Origin of the sequence: Providencia rettgeri (genome assembly GCF_041075285.1) — a bacterium.
GTDB lineage: Bacteria > Pseudomonadota > Gammaproteobacteria > Enterobacterales > Enterobacteriaceae > Providencia > Providencia rettgeri_G.
Genome location: NZ_CP163512.1, coordinates 2,696,467 through 2,710,922, shown reverse-complemented (window position 1 = coordinate 2,710,922; position 14,456 = coordinate 2,696,467). Strand labels below are relative to the sequence as shown.

The following is a 14,456-nucleotide window of genomic DNA, read 5'->3' as shown; positions in this document are numbered from 1 at the left end:
CCAATTATTCATTAAATTTGAAGTTCTATTGATATAGCACCTAGAAAGAGTAGTTTAAAATTTAATATAACTAAACCTTGCTACTCTACGCACAGTGAATATCTCACCAATAGCGGCAATTAATCGTCATCAAAACTATTAACTGCCTGATGATGTTTCATTTTTATTCAGTGATAAAAATAAAACCACACTATCGAGGGATGTATGATTAAAAAAATGATCGCGGCCATGTGTTTAATGGGACTGACATTATCATCACAAGCCGCAGAACCGGCTCACTCACAAACATTACGTCTAGCCATTGGTGCCGAACCTACCGAAGGTTTTGACCCGATGCTCGGGTGGAGCCATGGCAGTTATCTTCTGTTACACAGCCCATTACTCAAACAAAAAGCCGACCTTTCATGGCACAGCTACATGCTGGAAAACTACCAACATAATGCCGATGGGAAGGAGTGGACATTAACACTAAAAAAAGGCTTAAAATTTTCAGATGGTTCACCGTTAACCGCAAAAGATGTGGTGTTTACCTACAATAATGCCGCTGCAAGCGGGGGAAAAGTGGATATGGGGAACTTTGCAAAAGCAGAGGAAATCGACCCATTAACCGTCAAAATGACCTTATCTTCCCCGCAAAGTACCTTTATTAATGTGTTGGGCTCTTTAGGGATTGTTTGTGCGGATAAATACGATGCAAAAACCTATGCACATAACCCCATTGGCGCGGGACCATATCGCTTAGTGGCTTTTCAGCCGGGGCAACAATTAATTGTTGAGCAAAACCCATACTATGCCGGACCGAAAAATGACTTCAATAAAATGGTTTTCGTCTTCCTTGATGAAGATGCAGCATTTGCTGCGGCGCAAAGTAACCAATTGGAAATTGTCCGTATTCCGGCAGCCGTGGCTGCCAATGCTAATAATGTCAACAATATGAAATTAGTGGAGCGTTATAGCGTAGAAAATCGCGGTATCTCTTTCCCTATCCCACCTGCGGGAGGAAAAGATGCGCAGGGTAACCCTGTGGGGAATGATATTACCTCTGATATTGCGGTACGTAAGGCAATTAACTACGCTTTTGACCGTAAATTATTAGCGGCATCTGTGCTTGAAGGTTTTGCTGTCCCCGCTTATACCGGCGTAGCTGGGTTACCGTGGAATAACCCTGATTCAGCCTTTAAAGATGGCGATATTGAAAAAGCGAAAGCTATTTTAGAAGAGGCCGGCTGGAAACTGAATAAAGATGGCTTGCGTGAAAAAGACGGTAAAGTGGCAAAATTGACGCTATGGTATGCCAGTGGCGATACCACGCGCCGTGATTTAGCCCAAGCTATACGCTCAAGCTTAAAACCTATTGGTATTGAAATGGATTTAAAGTCAGGCAGTTGGGAAACTGTTGAGCGCCATATGCATGCCAATCCTACTTTGTTTGGCTGGGGCAGCTTAGACCCAATGGAAATTGTCCATAATTACAGTAGCAAAGCCGCAGGAGTGGGTTTCTATAACCCTGGTTATTATCAGAATGCGGCGGTAGATGAATTAATTGAGGAAGCATTACGCCAACCAGACCAAGATGCAGCTATCCCATTATGGCAAAAAGTGGATTGGAATGGCACAACAGGGGTAGGCATTAAAGGGGATGCAGCTTGGGCTTGGTTAATGAATTTGCAGCATATTTATTTATTGAATAACTGTGTGGATTTAGGCACCAGCGCGCCAGAAATTCACGGCTCTTGGTCAGTATTAAATAATGTTGATGAATGGGCATGGACCTGCCAGTAATGCGAACCGCACTCGGGCTTTTATTGCGTTTTATCTGTTTGTTGACCGTGACGGCAGCGGGGATCTTTATCCTGTTAAGCTACTCACCCATCGACCCAATAAAAGCCTATATTGGTAATGATTTATTGCATGTCCCCCCTGAACAGTATGCATTGATTGCGGCTCGGTGGGGGCTTGACCAGCCTCTATGGGTGCAATTTTGGCGCTGGTTTTCACAAATATTACAAGGGGATATGGGCTATTCCATGTTGTACAACACCCCTGTTGTACAAGTGATAGCGGATCGTCTTGTTCCCTCGTTAGCGCTGCTTATCTGTTCTTGGCTTTTTTCGGGGATAGTGGGTTTTGCGCTAGGCTTAGTGGCGGGGCGTTATCTCAACCGCTGGCCAGATAAACTTATTTCAACCCTCAGTTATCTTTTAGCATCTATCCCGGTTTTCTGGGTTGGATTACTGCTGCTTTCATTATTTGCTGTATCATTGCAATGGGCGCCGATTTGCTGCGCATGGCCGATTGGTTTAGATGAAGATACAGCCACATTGTCCCAAAAACTCCACCATCTTATATTACCAGTGATCGCATTAGGAATGCTGGGGGTGGGGAATATTGCCCTGCACACTCGTGCAAAAGTGATGGAAGTCATGAATAGCGAATTTATTCATTACGCCCAAGCGCAGGGGGATAAAGGTTGGTCGATGATAGGTTTTCATGTGCTTAAACATGCCATTACCCCGGCCATTTGTTTGCAATTTGCGTCTGTCGGGGAGTTGCTTAGTGGGGCGCTACTTGCGGAAAAAGTGTTTGCGTATCCAGGGCTGGGGCAAGCGACGATTGATGCAGGGTTGCGGGGAGATATACCATTGTTGATGGGCATTGTGATGCTGTGTGCCACCTTGATTTTTTTCAGTAACACTATCGCTGATACCTTACTGAAAAAGGTGAACAAGGGAGTGATGAGAGACGCATGACTTACAACCCGAATCGCGCCTTAATTAAATTAATCATCTCGCTCACCTTATTGGTTATTTTAGCGGGTTATGCCGTGTGGTTGTCATCAATGGATATTGAGATGAACCTGTTAGATAGGCGGCTTGCCCCCTCTTGGGCACACTTATTTGGCACAGATAATTTAGGCCGTGACCTTTTCGACAGAACGTTTCAGGGGGTGGCGACCAGCTTACAAATTGGCTTGATTGCTGCGATATCCAGTGGCTTTATTGCCTTGGTGATGGCGGGGTTATCTTCCGTGAGTAAAGTAATGGATTACGCTGTGCGCGGTGTGATCGATGCGCTATTGGCATTGCCGCATCTTTTGCTGCTGGTATTGATTTGCTTTACGTTAGGCGGTGGAAAAATGGGGGTGATCTGGGCCGTCGCCCTTACCCATTGGCCTAAACTGACCCTTATTTTGCGTGCCGAGCTACTGAGATTGAAGCAAGCAGATTACATTATGTTGTCCCAACGAATTGGCAATAGTGCAATTTACCGCTGGCGTTACCATTATTTACCGATGATCCTACCGCAGTGGATGGTAGGCACTTTATTGATGTTTCCGCATGCGGTACTCCATAGTGCGGCACTGAGTTTTCTCGGATTTGGCTTATCGCCACATGAACCATCTTTAGGCATTTTATTGTCTGATGCATTACGCTATCTCAGTACTGGGGCATGGTGGTTAGTGGTTTTCCCCGGTGTTGCCCTGATGGGGTTGGTATTATTATTTGACCAGTTTGCAAAAGCCGCCGCTCAACTGTGGCTGAAGGGGGCAACATGTTGAGTTTAGAGAACCTCACGATTGATGTAGCGAAATTTCGTTGGTTAGGTCGCAAACAATGGTCACCGTTACTGCAAGATATTACCCTTGATGTTCAGCCGGGGGAAATGGTGGCGCTGGTGGGAGGAAGCGGAGAAGGAAAAAGCTTGTTATTACAAAGTGTTCTTGGCTTGCTACCGGATAATATGCGTTGCCAAGGGGACATCCGGCTAAATGGTAATGCGCTGACGGAGAAAAACAAACCACAGCACCGTGGTAACGCTTTATGCTATATCCCTCAAGGCGTTAGTGCGCTAAATCCCTTAATTCAAATAGGCCCTCAGCTTGAGCGGGCGGCAGTACTGAGTGGTCAGCACATTAAAATGCATGATGTGGCGCGCCATCTTCAACAATATAATTTGCAAGAAAGTTTGGTGAGTCGCTATCCTAGCCAACTGTCAGGCGGCATGGCAAAGCGGGTATTAGCCAGCAGTGCCACGTTATCACGAGCAGAATATATCCTAGCGGATGAAATTTCGTCTTGGTTGGATGATGAACATGCGTTGCAATTGCTTGAGAATATGAAATCCCTTTGCCGTGATGGACGCGGAATTTTATGGGTTACTCACGATTTATCGATGGCGGTACGCTTTGCTGACCGCATCGCGTTACTGCGTAATGGTGCGCTAGAAGAGGTATTGAGTAGCCAAACTTTAAAGCAAGGTGGCGGGGGAACATGGCTGCAATCCTTATGGAATGCATTGCCAGAACATCAATTTATGGCAATGAAATGAGTAATATCGAACCGATTTTAGTGGTTAAAAACCTACGCATTGAGCAAGGGGGAAAAGTCCTGTGGCAAGACTTTGATTTTTCCCTGGCACCTAATGAGCGCCTTGGTATCTCTGCCCCCAGTGGTTTTGGTAAAACAACCCTTGGCCGGGTTTTAGCCCAGTGGCAAGTCCCCACAGGTGGCACTATTTTATTTGCAGGAAAACACCTCCCGAAACAAGGTTATTGCCCAATCCAGCTTGTTCCTCAGCACCCTGAAAAAAGCTTTAACCCTTACCGCTCCGTAGGCGCGAGCTTACGCGATGCATGGCAACCCGATGCAGATTGGTTAGAACGGTTTTCCATTCAACCGCAATGGTTAGCGCGGCGGCCAAACGAGTTATCTGGGGGAGAATTGGCGCGGATCGCCTTATTACGAGCCCTTGACCCACGAACACAAATTTTAATCGCCGATGAAATTACCGCCCAATTGGATGCACACTTACAAAAGAATATCTGGCAACAGCTTATTCAACTGTCTGAAGAACGCCCGTTAGGGATGATTATTTTTAGCCATAACAAGGCGTTACTTGAAAAGGTATGTACATCAGTTATGACTTTAGACAGTACAATTACCGCCACATTATAGACAGCGGTTAAACAAGTAAGCATGATGAGACGCTTTCTGGCAAATTTAAGGCTCGGATGATGCAGACAACGATATCAAACAAGTCATTCATATTTGGACGATAACCAGTATCGTATATTTTGAGGGGCAACTTATCTTGCTGATTTTTCAATAAAAAAGAAGTTACCGTTTTTATTGAAAGAAATTATATTGATTAATTTATTATATTAAAAATAAACGAACTGGAAATAACGTATTTTGTTTATTGTTTAATTCACTAAAAATCTTATTGGTGTGTTGCTAACCCATTTAAAATTTCAATATGCAACTTTCTCTTTTCATCGCACGAGTTTCTAAAGCAAAGTTTTTATAATTAATAAAACATTTAAATCTGAAATGCTATTCCAAATAGACATCCTTTTTTACAATAGAATAACTATCCGAAATTTAATTCCAATAATATTGGTCAAATCCAACTTATTTCTTGTTTTTGGCAAAGGGCAGGGAAACCATCTTATTAGTCGTGCTATTACTGAGGTTACAGAAAGGGCAAGGCCTGCGGCGTATTAGTTTAATAACGTGGGGCACAGCCCTATTGATCCGCCACAACCTTAACGACAAAGCATGAAAATAAATAATTGTCTTCAATTCTACGTATTAATACGCATAAATCAGACCTAACACAAATATTCTTTTATTTTACAATATAATGATAATAATTCTTATATCTAACATGATTATCAGTTACTATTGCGAATAATTTTTCATCGATATAGTTCGCGATGATTTAGTCATGTCTCGTTATTGGTTTTGGCGCTGATAACAATAGTATTAATAATGATATTTAAAGGTTTTGACCGAATGAAAATAAAACATCTTTTTATGCTTTCCCCTTGCTTGTTGCCTTTTATTTCTCCCTCGGTGTTTGCCACCGATAACAAAGAAGAAAAAATCACTGTTTCTGCAACTCGCGGTTATAAAACGGTTTCAGAAATGGCGCAAACCACCTGGGTGATTGACAACGCTGAAATTGAGCAACAGGCAGAAGGTGGAAAAGAGTTAAAAGATATTTTATCTCAGTTAATTCCCGGTATGAGCGTGAGTGGCCAAGGGCGTACAAACTATGGCATGAATATGCGTGGACGCTCAATGATAGTGATGGTCGATGGAGTACGCCTCAATTCCTCTCGTAGTGATAGTCGCCAATTAGATTCTATTGATCCGTTTAATATTAACCACATTGAAGTTATTTCGGGCGCAACGGCGATGTACGGTGGGGGCAGTAGCGGTGGTTTAATTAATATTGTGACGAAAAAAGGCCAAGAAGAAAAACAAGTTTCCCTGCAATTAGGTGGAAAAACAGGTTTTAATAACGGTAAAGATCACGATGAAAATGTCGCTGCGGCGGTAAGTGGAGGCAATGAAAATGCACATGGTCGTGTTGCTGTAGCGTACCAACGTTATGGTGGTTGGTATGATGGCAAAGGTGATGCGATTAATATTGATAATACCCAAACAGGGTTACAATTTTCCGATCGTCTTGATGTGATGGCATCAGGGACAATCAAAGTTAATGAAACACAGCAGGTTCAAGCAACTTATCAGCACTATAAAAGTGAATCCGACGGTAAGCACGGCCTGTATTTAGGAAAAGATTTTTCTGCGGTGAAGGGGGAGGGGAAGGCTTATAACAGTGGTAAATTAAGTTCAGATCGTTTACCGGGAACAGAGCGTAACCTGCTTAATTTGCAATATTCAAATGCCGATATGTTTGGGCAAGATTTTGTTGCGCAGGCTTACTACCGTGATGAATCACAAAAATATTACCCATTCCCAACTCTCACAGACAACGATGTGACGAGTATCAGTTCATCAGATCAAAAAACCAATTTCTATGGCACTAAGCTGACATTTAATAGCCAACCCCTTGATGAACTGACGTTAACTTATGGTGTGGATGCGGAGCATGAACAATTTCGTGCAAACCAAATGTTTTTTGATTTGGAGCGCGCGAAACAATCAGGGGGAATGGATCTTACCAAAGCGTTCCAAATAGGCCGTTATCCAAGTTATACCACCACGAACATGGCGACATTCTTACAAAGCAGCTATGACATCACGCCGATGTTCACCTTAAGCGGTGGTGTACGGTACCAATATACGGAAAATAAAGTGGATGATTTTGTTGGCTATGCACAGCAAGAAGCCATTGCGAACGGCAAGGGAAAATCTGCAGATGCGGTGCCTGGTGGGAAAACAGATTATAACAATTTACTGTTTAATGCAGGGCTATTAGTTAACCTAACGGAAGAGCAACAAACCTGGTTTAATTTCTCTCAAGGCTTTGAAATTCCTGACATTGCTAAATATTATGGCACAGGTGATTATGCAAAGACCCCAGATGCTAATGGTCATTATCACCTGAAAAAAAGCGTTAATATTAACGATACTAAAGTTAAAGGGATTAAGGTTAACTCCTTTGAATTAGGTTGGCGTTACACTGGTGAGAACTTGCGTACCCAAGTTGCCACTTACTATTCCTTATCTGATAGAAGCTACGGTATTAATAAAGATGACATGACCATCTATATGAAGACCGACAAACGCCGCATTTATGGGGTAGAAGGGGCCATTGATTACTTCTTTGACGATTCAGACTGGAACGTAGGGAGTAACTTTAACCTGCAAAAGTCAGAAACCAAAGTCGATGGACACTGGGAAAAATGGAGTGTTGACTTTGCAAGCCCATCGAAAGTTAACGTTTATGTGGGGTGGGAGCCGAATGATTGGTCACTGCGTTTACAGAGCCAGCAAACATTTGACCTAACAGATGCTGCGGGTAAAAAACTGGATGGTTATAATACCGTTGATTTATTAGGTAGTTACATGCTTCCAGTGGGTAAAGTGAGCTTTGCTGTTGAAAACTTACTGGATAAAAACTACTCCACCATTTGGGGACAGCGAGCACAGAATTTATACAGCCCCAAATACGGTGCGGCAGACCTGTATGACTACAAAGGTCGTGGCAGAACCTTTGCGCTTAATTACAGCGTGACATTCTAATTTGTTGTATTAGCCGATGAGACAAAGCCACGTAATAGTGGCTTTATTCATACCGAATTCGTTTAAAATTAAGGTAGATGATATCCCATGAAATTATTTCTCACAGGATTACTATGCTTACTAAGCTTTTGGGGGCAGGCGAAAACACCAACAGTGATCACCGATTTACAAGGTCGTGAGGTGACGGTTAATCTTCCTGTCGAAAAACTTTTTTTAGTGGATAGCCGTGATATTTTGCCGATAGATATTGCTGCGGGTAAAACGGGGATTTCTCGCATTACAGGGTGGAGTGATTCGTTAACCCAGTATGCGCCTGACCTAAAAGAGGCATATTTTACAGTATTGCCAGAACTCGCCAAAATTCCAACGCTAAAGAAAACCCGTGAAGCAGGGTTGCCAGTGGAAAAACTGATTGAGTTGGCTCCTGAAGTGATCATCATGCATAAAGCCAACTATGGTGCGATGCGTGATAGTCAAATGTTGCCGCAGCTTGAAGCCGCGGGGATCCAAGTGGTATTTATCGATTTTCGCATGGATATTGTGAAAAATACCCCAAAAAGTATTTTATTATTAGGGAAACTATTAGGTACGCAAGAAAGAGCCACTCAGTTTGCCACACTTTACCAAGAAAAACTTAACGCAATAAGCGCCCAACTGATCCCGCCATTCCCTTCCGTGTTAATTGAAGCCAACGCAGGTCTATTTGCCGACAACTGCTGCCAGCTTTATGGGCGATCAGGTTATGGTGTTTTAGCGTCATTAGCTGGAGGAAATAACCTTGTTGGAGATAGTTTCCCGGCAAAGGGGGCTGAAAGTTCTATTGAGAATATTATTACATTAAATCCTGAGTTTTATTTCTTAACAGGAGCAGATTGGCACAACTTCAATCGCCGCTCCATTGCGGTCAGCCTAGGATATCGTGCAAATAAGTCAGATGCTAAGAAGCAACTGGCTGTATTAGTGGATAGGCAGGGGATCTCTTCATTAACGTCGGTTAAGGAAAAGCGGGTAATGGCCATTTACCATAACTTTTATAATAGCCCGATGAACATATTTGCCATTGAAGCGATGGCAAAATTTATGCACCCCGAGACATTTAGTACGTTAAATCCTGAGCAAAACTTAGTTGACTTCCAAAAGCAGTTTACCCAATTGCAATCAGATGGTGTGTTTTGGGTGACACTATAAGCTATTGTCACGTTTAATTTTGTGTTAGCCAGCATCGCTAGCACAAAATTTAGTTTCTTTTTTATCTTGTTAATAAAAGTAATGAGCTTCTACGTCTAATACACCAGCCTTTGTTATTCAGTTATAAACTTTGAAAATATTCTGATTGGTAAAAGACGTTTATTTACTTTATCGTTGTAATCTTGGTCTCTTTGATTTATTCATTTTTTTGTTAATTAACTCATGGAAATCCATGTGCAAATGCAAGTTAAGTTATTATGATATATTGATAATTACTCATTATTGGTAGGGTTTTAATAAAGTTATTTATTCATAATATGATGATTGAATAAAGTGTACTCTGTTAACTTCTATTTTTTATTTATTTTTTAAATCTTTTTTATATCGTACTAATTAAACTATCAAAATTAGATTGTATGCTCCATATAAATATTATGATAATAATATCTTGCGGTATAATTATATAATTTTATTTTTTCGACGAGGTTTATAATGAAAAAAATTATTATGTCTAGTGTATTATTTGCAATCTCTGCTATTTCATTTAATTCAATGGCTGAGGTGAAAAGTACTGTCACACCTGAAAATATGACATGCCAGCAATTTATTAACTTAGATCCTCAAAGTTGGGCTCCCGTTGCATTATGGGTAACAAATCAAGATACGCAATTTAAAGGTGGCGATTATGTTGCTTTGACCGAAAAGAGTATTACAGAAGTTCCTCAAATTGTTGAGTTTTGCAAGAAAAAACCAGAAGGAACGTTACAGGATTATTTAGCATCGAAGAAATAATGTCGGTGATTATGCCATGGATGGCATACAGATTATGCGTCATTTTTTGATTATCCAATGAGTCAATTATTTGTTGTAATAGATTATTTAAACAATCAATTTATCAACCAAGTAATCAATAAAAGTACGTGTTTTGGCGGGTAAAACAGAGGTGTTTGGGTAAAGTAATTGAATATTTTGCTTGGGTAAATGGTAGTCAGGAAGCACGCGAACTAAACGTTTTTCTTTTATATCTTCATCGACTAACCAAGCTGGGCAAATAGCGACACCTAAAGATGCCAACACCATTTGCTGGATCACTGCCGCTGAATTGGACTCATATTGGCTTGTCACTGAGGGGATGCTGAATTTTTCACCTTGGCTATTTTGCATAAAATATTGTGTATCTTGCCAATTTAGCAGTGAATGACAGACCCAAGGTACGTGTGCAAGATCAGCGACCTGATTAATTGGTTTTTTTTGAATAAACTCAGGGCTGGCAACCAAGTAAATATTATATTCACCCAGTTTTTTCATTTTAAGTGATGAACTTTTTAAATTACCAAGGCGAATGGACACATCCAATTTTTCAGTAATTAAATCATCGAGAGAGGAATTAACAGAGTACTGTAATTTTAACTTAGGATAAAGGCGACAAAATTCAGGAAGTAATGGGAGAATAAAACGTTGACCAAATTCACTGGTTGATGAAAAACGCAATAAGCCGGAAAGATTAGTGCCTAAATTTTGGCTTTTTTCAAAGGCCTCATCAATTTGTCTTTGAATATGTTTAAAGTCTTCGTAAAAGTGTTTCCCAACCTCGGTGAGGGCGATATTGCGGGTATTTCTCGTTAATAAACTCACATTCAACTCAGTTTCTAATTGTTTGATATCCACACTGACCATTGAACGGCTAAGTCCTAGAATATCGGCAGCCTTGGTAAAAGAGCCTGAATCTACGACTTGAAGAAAGCTAATAATTTTTTTGAGATTTCTTTGCATAATGAAATTTATTGTTCTGTTTTATTAAACAATAAGTTTACTTCTCTTGCATCGACAAAGAAAGCACTAATCCTTACTCTTTGTCGCCGGAGGGGTTTTATGTCTTATCGCTACAAAATTGCGACCGTGTTCTTACTCGGTTTTTTCATTGATTGTATTAATATTTTTATGTCTGCCATTGCGCTGCCCGATATCGCCTCGTCATTTTCGGCGAGTCAATCGCAGGTGGCTTGGGTCGCCAATGCGTATATTTTAGGACTCGTGTTGGCCATGCCAATGAGTCAGTGGAGCGCTGGGCGACTCGGTAACCAAAAATTACTGTGTTATTCAATGCTGCTCTTTACTCTCGCTGTGTGGTTAAGCGGTTCAAGCCAATCTATTTATAGCTTAATTTTTTGGCGCTTTATTCAAGGGATGGCGGGGGGATTATTAATTCCTGTGGGACAAGCGCTCGTTTTTGCATTATTCCCTAATAATGATCGTCAGCGTATATCAACATTAATTATGACCGTAGCGCTTATTGCACCTGCCTTTTCACCAGCGCTTGGCGGCTTAATTATTGATTCATGGTCTTGGCATTGGGTTTTTTATGCTAATTTACCGTTTTCTTTATTAACGGCGGTACTTGCTTGGGTCTGGATACAGAATGATGGGAAAATCTCACGGGAAAAACCTGATATTTTAGGGTTAATTATGGTGAGTATAAGTTTACTTTGCTTATTATTCTCGTTTTCGCTTTATAACGATTATCACAATATTGTATTGGCGCTTATCTGTTTTTTGAGTGCGGTTGTGGTGTTTGTTTTTTACCTAAACTATGCCAAAAAATGCCGTGAACCTATTTTAAATTTTCAGTTATTAAAAAATAGCAATCTACGTAATGCCTTTATTGTTTATTACGCGGTGCCCGGTATTTTTACTGGGGTAAATTTGCTGAATATTTTTAACTTACAAACTAATTTAGGCTTTAATGCGGGGCAAACGGGCTTATTTATGATGTTATATGCCGCGGGTGCTGTTATCTCGATGGTTTCCGGTGGGCGGCTCTATTTCCGTATAGGGAAAAAATACTTATTTACTCTTGGTATTTTGCTGCATAGCTTGGGGATATTTTTACTTTATTGGGTGTCAAGTTCAACGCAATTAAGTTTATTGGTCATGGCATATTTATTAATGGGCATGGGAGGAGGGCTAAGTGCAAACATAGCACAAATCAGCGCATTGATGGATTTTAAAGATAAAGATTTACTTCAAGGTAGCGTGCTGTGGAATATCAACCGCCAAGTGGCTTTTAGCGTTGGTGCAGTTGTCTTAATTTCTATTTTTAGCTTAATGCCATTTTCGAATGAATTATTCAGTTATCAATATACGTTTTTAGTGGCTGCGATCCTTGGATTATTTTCATTAATTTCAGTAAATAAGGAAAAATAAATGCGTGATTTAATGCAAAAGGCACTGCAAAGTGTTATCGATATACATGTATTAATTGAAGATGTTTTTACCGGTCGCAATGGGGATAAAAGTGTCGCCCCATTATTAGCCTATTTTTCTCAAAACTTTAAAATGGTCACAATCGGTGGGCAGCGGATTGGTTTAGCTGAAGTCACAGGGCTATTTAGCCAAAATGTAGGTGCAAAACCTACATTCCTAACGAAGACAGATGAGGTTATTCCATTATTTGAAGCTGGCGACCGATGTTGGCTCCAATACCAGGAACGACAGGAAAATGAAGGGAAAATAACGGTGAGGATATCAACAGTTTGTATTCAAGTCGTTGATGGTCAATGCTACTGGGAATATTTGCATGAAACTCCCGTTTCACATAATTAGTTTTCCTTTTTATTAATTTACGACGGCTGATGAAGCCGTTTTTTATATGGGGAATACGAAACTCACTGACTATTTTTAATGATATTCATTCTCATTTCTAATTGACCGTCGGTCGGTCGCATACTATCATGTTGCCAATAATCAAAGATGAGGTAGATGAAATGAGACGGTTATTTTTGATCCTTGCCGTGTGTTTAGGCACCTTTATGGCGACATTGGATATCAGCATCGTGAATGTAGCGCTCCCTGCCATTGGTGGATCTCTGGGGGCGAGTCTCTCAATGCTACAGTGGATTATTGACGCTTACGCATTGTGCCTATCGGCATTGATCCTCTCTGTTGGTCCATTCAGTGATCGATATGGGCGCAAAAAAGTGTGGTTAATAGGGATAGTTATTTTCACGTTAGGTTCTGTAATTTGTGCATTTTCGACCTCGTCACAGTTATTAATCATTGGGCGCATTATTCAAGGTATAGCTGCCGCGGCATTGATCCCTGGTGCACTTTCAATCATTACACAAGCGTTCAGCAATGATATTGAGCGGATCAGGATCATTGGAATTTGGTCGGCCGTGAGTGCACTTTCGCTGATCATTGGCCCAATATTAGGGGGATTTTTGGTTGACACTTTCGATTGGACGACCATATTTTTAATGAATATTCCAATTGGTTTACTGACCTTATTATTAGGATGGATTGGCATAGATGAAAGTGCTGATGCTGATAAGGCCGCTTTTGACCCATTAGGGCAATTATTGAGTATTGTGGCATTAGGGAGTGTGACTTTTGCTTTAATTGAAGCAGGGGATAAAGGATGGGGAAATTATTTAACGCAGGGGGCTCTAATTATTTTTCTAATAACGGCTTTAGCCTTTATATGGCTAGAAACACGGGTTGAAAAACCGTTATTACCTTTATTTCTATTTAAAAAGAATCCTTTTTTCTTTCAATATAATATGGCATCTTTTGCGCTCGGCTTTGCGACCTACAGCAATGTATTTTTTATTGCCCTATTTTTACAAAAGGGTCAAGGATGGGGGGCTTTTGATGCAGGTCTCCGTATGGCGCCAGAGTTTATCGCGATGGCGATATTCTCATTTTCATTTGGTCAATTATCTCGCTTATTAAGTGTGCGCAATCTCATGATTGTTGGGTTTATTTTAATCGCGTGCGCTTCATTGCTGTTTACGCTGGTAAATTCTGAAACCCATTATTTACCAATTGCCATCATATTATTTGTTCTAGGCGCTGGAATGGGGATTTCGACACCTGCCATTGGTGCTTTGGTGATGGCCAGTGTTGAGCGAGCCTATTCAGGTATCGCCTCTGCGATGATGAATGCGTTACGGCAGACGGGAATGACATTGGGGATCGCATTGCTTGGAACATTAATGACACACCGTGCAGTGAGCCAATTACTTCATGATGACAGGCTGAATAGTCTGTTTTCTCCACAAGAAATCGAACATTTTATTCATCGCTCGGCACCGATGCCATCGCTGCTAATTGAACAGCTAACGCGTTCAGCTTTCGCTTCTGGGTTTAATGTGGCGATGTTTGGCGGGGCAATCGCGATTATGGCTACGTTATGCTTAATGCTAAAATATAAAATAGCGAAATAGCATACATAAAAAAACACCTGCCAAGGCAGGTGTTTTTGTTTATTTG

At 41.0% G+C, this 14,456-nt stretch carries 12 protein-coding genes; 11 read left to right on the top strand and 1 reads right to left on the bottom strand.

Translation table 11 applies throughout. The features are described 5' to 3' along the window. Positions 1-204 precede the first annotated feature (204 nt). The 8 genes from AB6N04_RS12250 to AB6N04_RS12215 all read left to right on the top strand — a co-directional run bounded on the left by AB6N04_RS12250 (position 205) and on the right by AB6N04_RS12215 (position 9,977). Positions 205-1,782: an ABC transporter substrate-binding protein gene (locus tag AB6N04_RS12250; protein ID WP_369308586.1), complete on the top strand. Its 1,578-nt coding sequence runs from the start codon at positions 205-207 to the stop codon at positions 1,780-1,782. Further along, positions 1,782-2,750: an ABC transporter permease gene (locus AB6N04_RS12245; protein ID WP_369312101.1), complete on the top strand. Its 969-nt coding sequence runs from the start codon at positions 1,782-1,784 to the stop codon at positions 2,748-2,750. The genes AB6N04_RS12250 and AB6N04_RS12245 overlap by 1 nt, the downstream gene beginning before the upstream one ends. Next, positions 2,747-3,559, top strand: coding sequence for an ABC transporter permease (locus tag AB6N04_RS12240; protein ID WP_369308584.1), 813 nt, complete (start codon positions 2,747-2,749; stop codon positions 3,557-3,559). The genes AB6N04_RS12245 and AB6N04_RS12240 overlap by 4 nt, the downstream gene beginning before the upstream one ends. Beyond that, positions 3,553-4,329, top strand: a complete 777-nt coding sequence (locus tag AB6N04_RS12235) for an ATP-binding cassette domain-containing protein (protein WP_369308583.1) — start codon at positions 3,553-3,555, stop codon at positions 4,327-4,329. The genes AB6N04_RS12240 and AB6N04_RS12235 overlap by 7 nt, the downstream gene beginning before the upstream one ends. Further along, positions 4,326-4,955 (top strand): ATP-binding cassette domain-containing protein, encoded by a 630-nt coding sequence (locus AB6N04_RS12230; protein ID WP_369308581.1) that lies wholly within the window; start codon positions 4,326-4,328, stop codon positions 4,953-4,955. The genes AB6N04_RS12235 and AB6N04_RS12230 overlap by 4 nt, the downstream gene beginning before the upstream one ends. An 840-nt stretch (positions 4,956-5,795) precedes the next feature. Then, positions 5,796-7,997, top strand: coding sequence for a TonB-dependent siderophore receptor (locus tag AB6N04_RS12225; protein WP_369308580.1), 2,202 nt, complete (start codon positions 5,796-5,798; stop codon positions 7,995-7,997). An 87-nt stretch (positions 7,998-8,084) separates the two neighbouring features. Next, positions 8,085-9,185: an ABC transporter substrate-binding protein gene (locus tag AB6N04_RS12220; RefSeq protein WP_369308579.1), complete on the top strand. Its 1,101-nt coding sequence runs from the start codon at positions 8,085-8,087 to the stop codon at positions 9,183-9,185. 492 nt (positions 9,186-9,677) lie between these two features. Beyond that, positions 9,678-9,977 carry an HdeA/HdeB family chaperone gene (locus AB6N04_RS12215; protein WP_369308578.1) on the top strand — a complete coding sequence of 100 codons (300 nt, stop codon included), beginning with the start codon at positions 9,678-9,680 and terminating at the stop codon, positions 9,975-9,977. An 87-nt stretch (positions 9,978-10,064) separates the two neighbouring features. Here the strand turns inward: AB6N04_RS12215 and AB6N04_RS12210 are convergent, their stop codons facing one another. Further along, positions 10,065-10,958, bottom strand: a complete 894-nt coding sequence (locus AB6N04_RS12210; protein ID WP_369308577.1) for a LysR family transcriptional regulator — start codon at positions 10,956-10,958, stop codon at positions 10,065-10,067. Between the two features lie 99 nt (positions 10,959-11,057). Between AB6N04_RS12210 and AB6N04_RS12205 the strand changes: the two genes are divergently transcribed. The 3 genes from AB6N04_RS12205 (at position 11,058) to AB6N04_RS12195 (ending at position 14,410) form a co-directional block, all read left to right on the top strand. Continuing rightward, the gene (locus AB6N04_RS12205) at positions 11,058-12,389 is read left to right on the top strand and encodes an MFS transporter (protein ID WP_369308576.1); all 1,332 of its coding nucleotides are present in this window, start codon (positions 11,058-11,060) and stop codon (positions 12,387-12,389) included. Then, positions 12,390-12,788, top strand: coding sequence for a hypothetical protein (locus AB6N04_RS12200; RefSeq protein WP_369308575.1), 399 nt, complete (start codon positions 12,390-12,392; stop codon positions 12,786-12,788). 161 nt (positions 12,789-12,949) lie between these two features. Beyond that, the gene (locus tag AB6N04_RS12195) at positions 12,950-14,410 is read left to right on the top strand and encodes an MFS transporter (protein WP_369308574.1); all 1,461 of its coding nucleotides are present in this window, start codon (positions 12,950-12,952) and stop codon (positions 14,408-14,410) included. Positions 14,411-14,456: the final 46 nt, after the last annotated feature.

Bases quoted from the DNA above. Each gene is read 5' to 3' on its own strand.
- AB6N04_RS12235 (WP_369308583.1), top strand. From the start codon at position 3,553: ATGTTGAGTTTAGAGAACCTCACGATTGATGTAGCGAAATTTCGTTGG.
- AB6N04_RS12240 (WP_369308584.1), top strand. From the start codon at position 2,747: ATGACTTACAACCCGAATCGCGCCTTAATTAAATTAATCATCTCGCTC.
- AB6N04_RS12200 (WP_369308575.1), top strand. From the start codon at position 12,390: ATGCGTGATTTAATGCAAAAGGCACTGCAAAGTGTTATCGATATACAT.
- AB6N04_RS12230 (WP_369308581.1), top strand. From the start codon at position 4,326: ATGAGTAATATCGAACCGATTTTAGTGGTTAAAAACCTACGCATTGAG.
- AB6N04_RS12210 (WP_369308577.1), bottom strand. From the start codon at position 10,958: ATGCAAAGAAATCTCAAAAAAATTATTAGCTTTCTTCAAGTCGTAGAT.
- AB6N04_RS12215 (WP_369308578.1), top strand. From the start codon at position 9,678: ATGAAAAAAATTATTATGTCTAGTGTATTATTTGCAATCTCTGCTATT.
- AB6N04_RS12195 (WP_369308574.1), top strand. From the start codon at position 12,950: ATGAGACGGTTATTTTTGATCCTTGCCGTGTGTTTAGGCACCTTTATG.
- AB6N04_RS12250 (WP_369308586.1), top strand. From the start codon at position 205: ATGATTAAAAAAATGATCGCGGCCATGTGTTTAATGGGACTGACATTA.
- AB6N04_RS12220 (WP_369308579.1), top strand. From the start codon at position 8,085: ATGAAATTATTTCTCACAGGATTACTATGCTTACTAAGCTTTTGGGGG.
- AB6N04_RS12225 (WP_369308580.1), top strand. From the start codon at position 5,796: ATGAAAATAAAACATCTTTTTATGCTTTCCCCTTGCTTGTTGCCTTTT.
- AB6N04_RS12205 (WP_369308576.1), top strand. From the start codon at position 11,058: ATGTCTTATCGCTACAAAATTGCGACCGTGTTCTTACTCGGTTTTTTC.
- AB6N04_RS12245 (WP_369312101.1), top strand. From the start codon at position 1,782: ATGCGAACCGCACTCGGGCTTTTATTGCGTTTTATCTGTTTGTTGACC.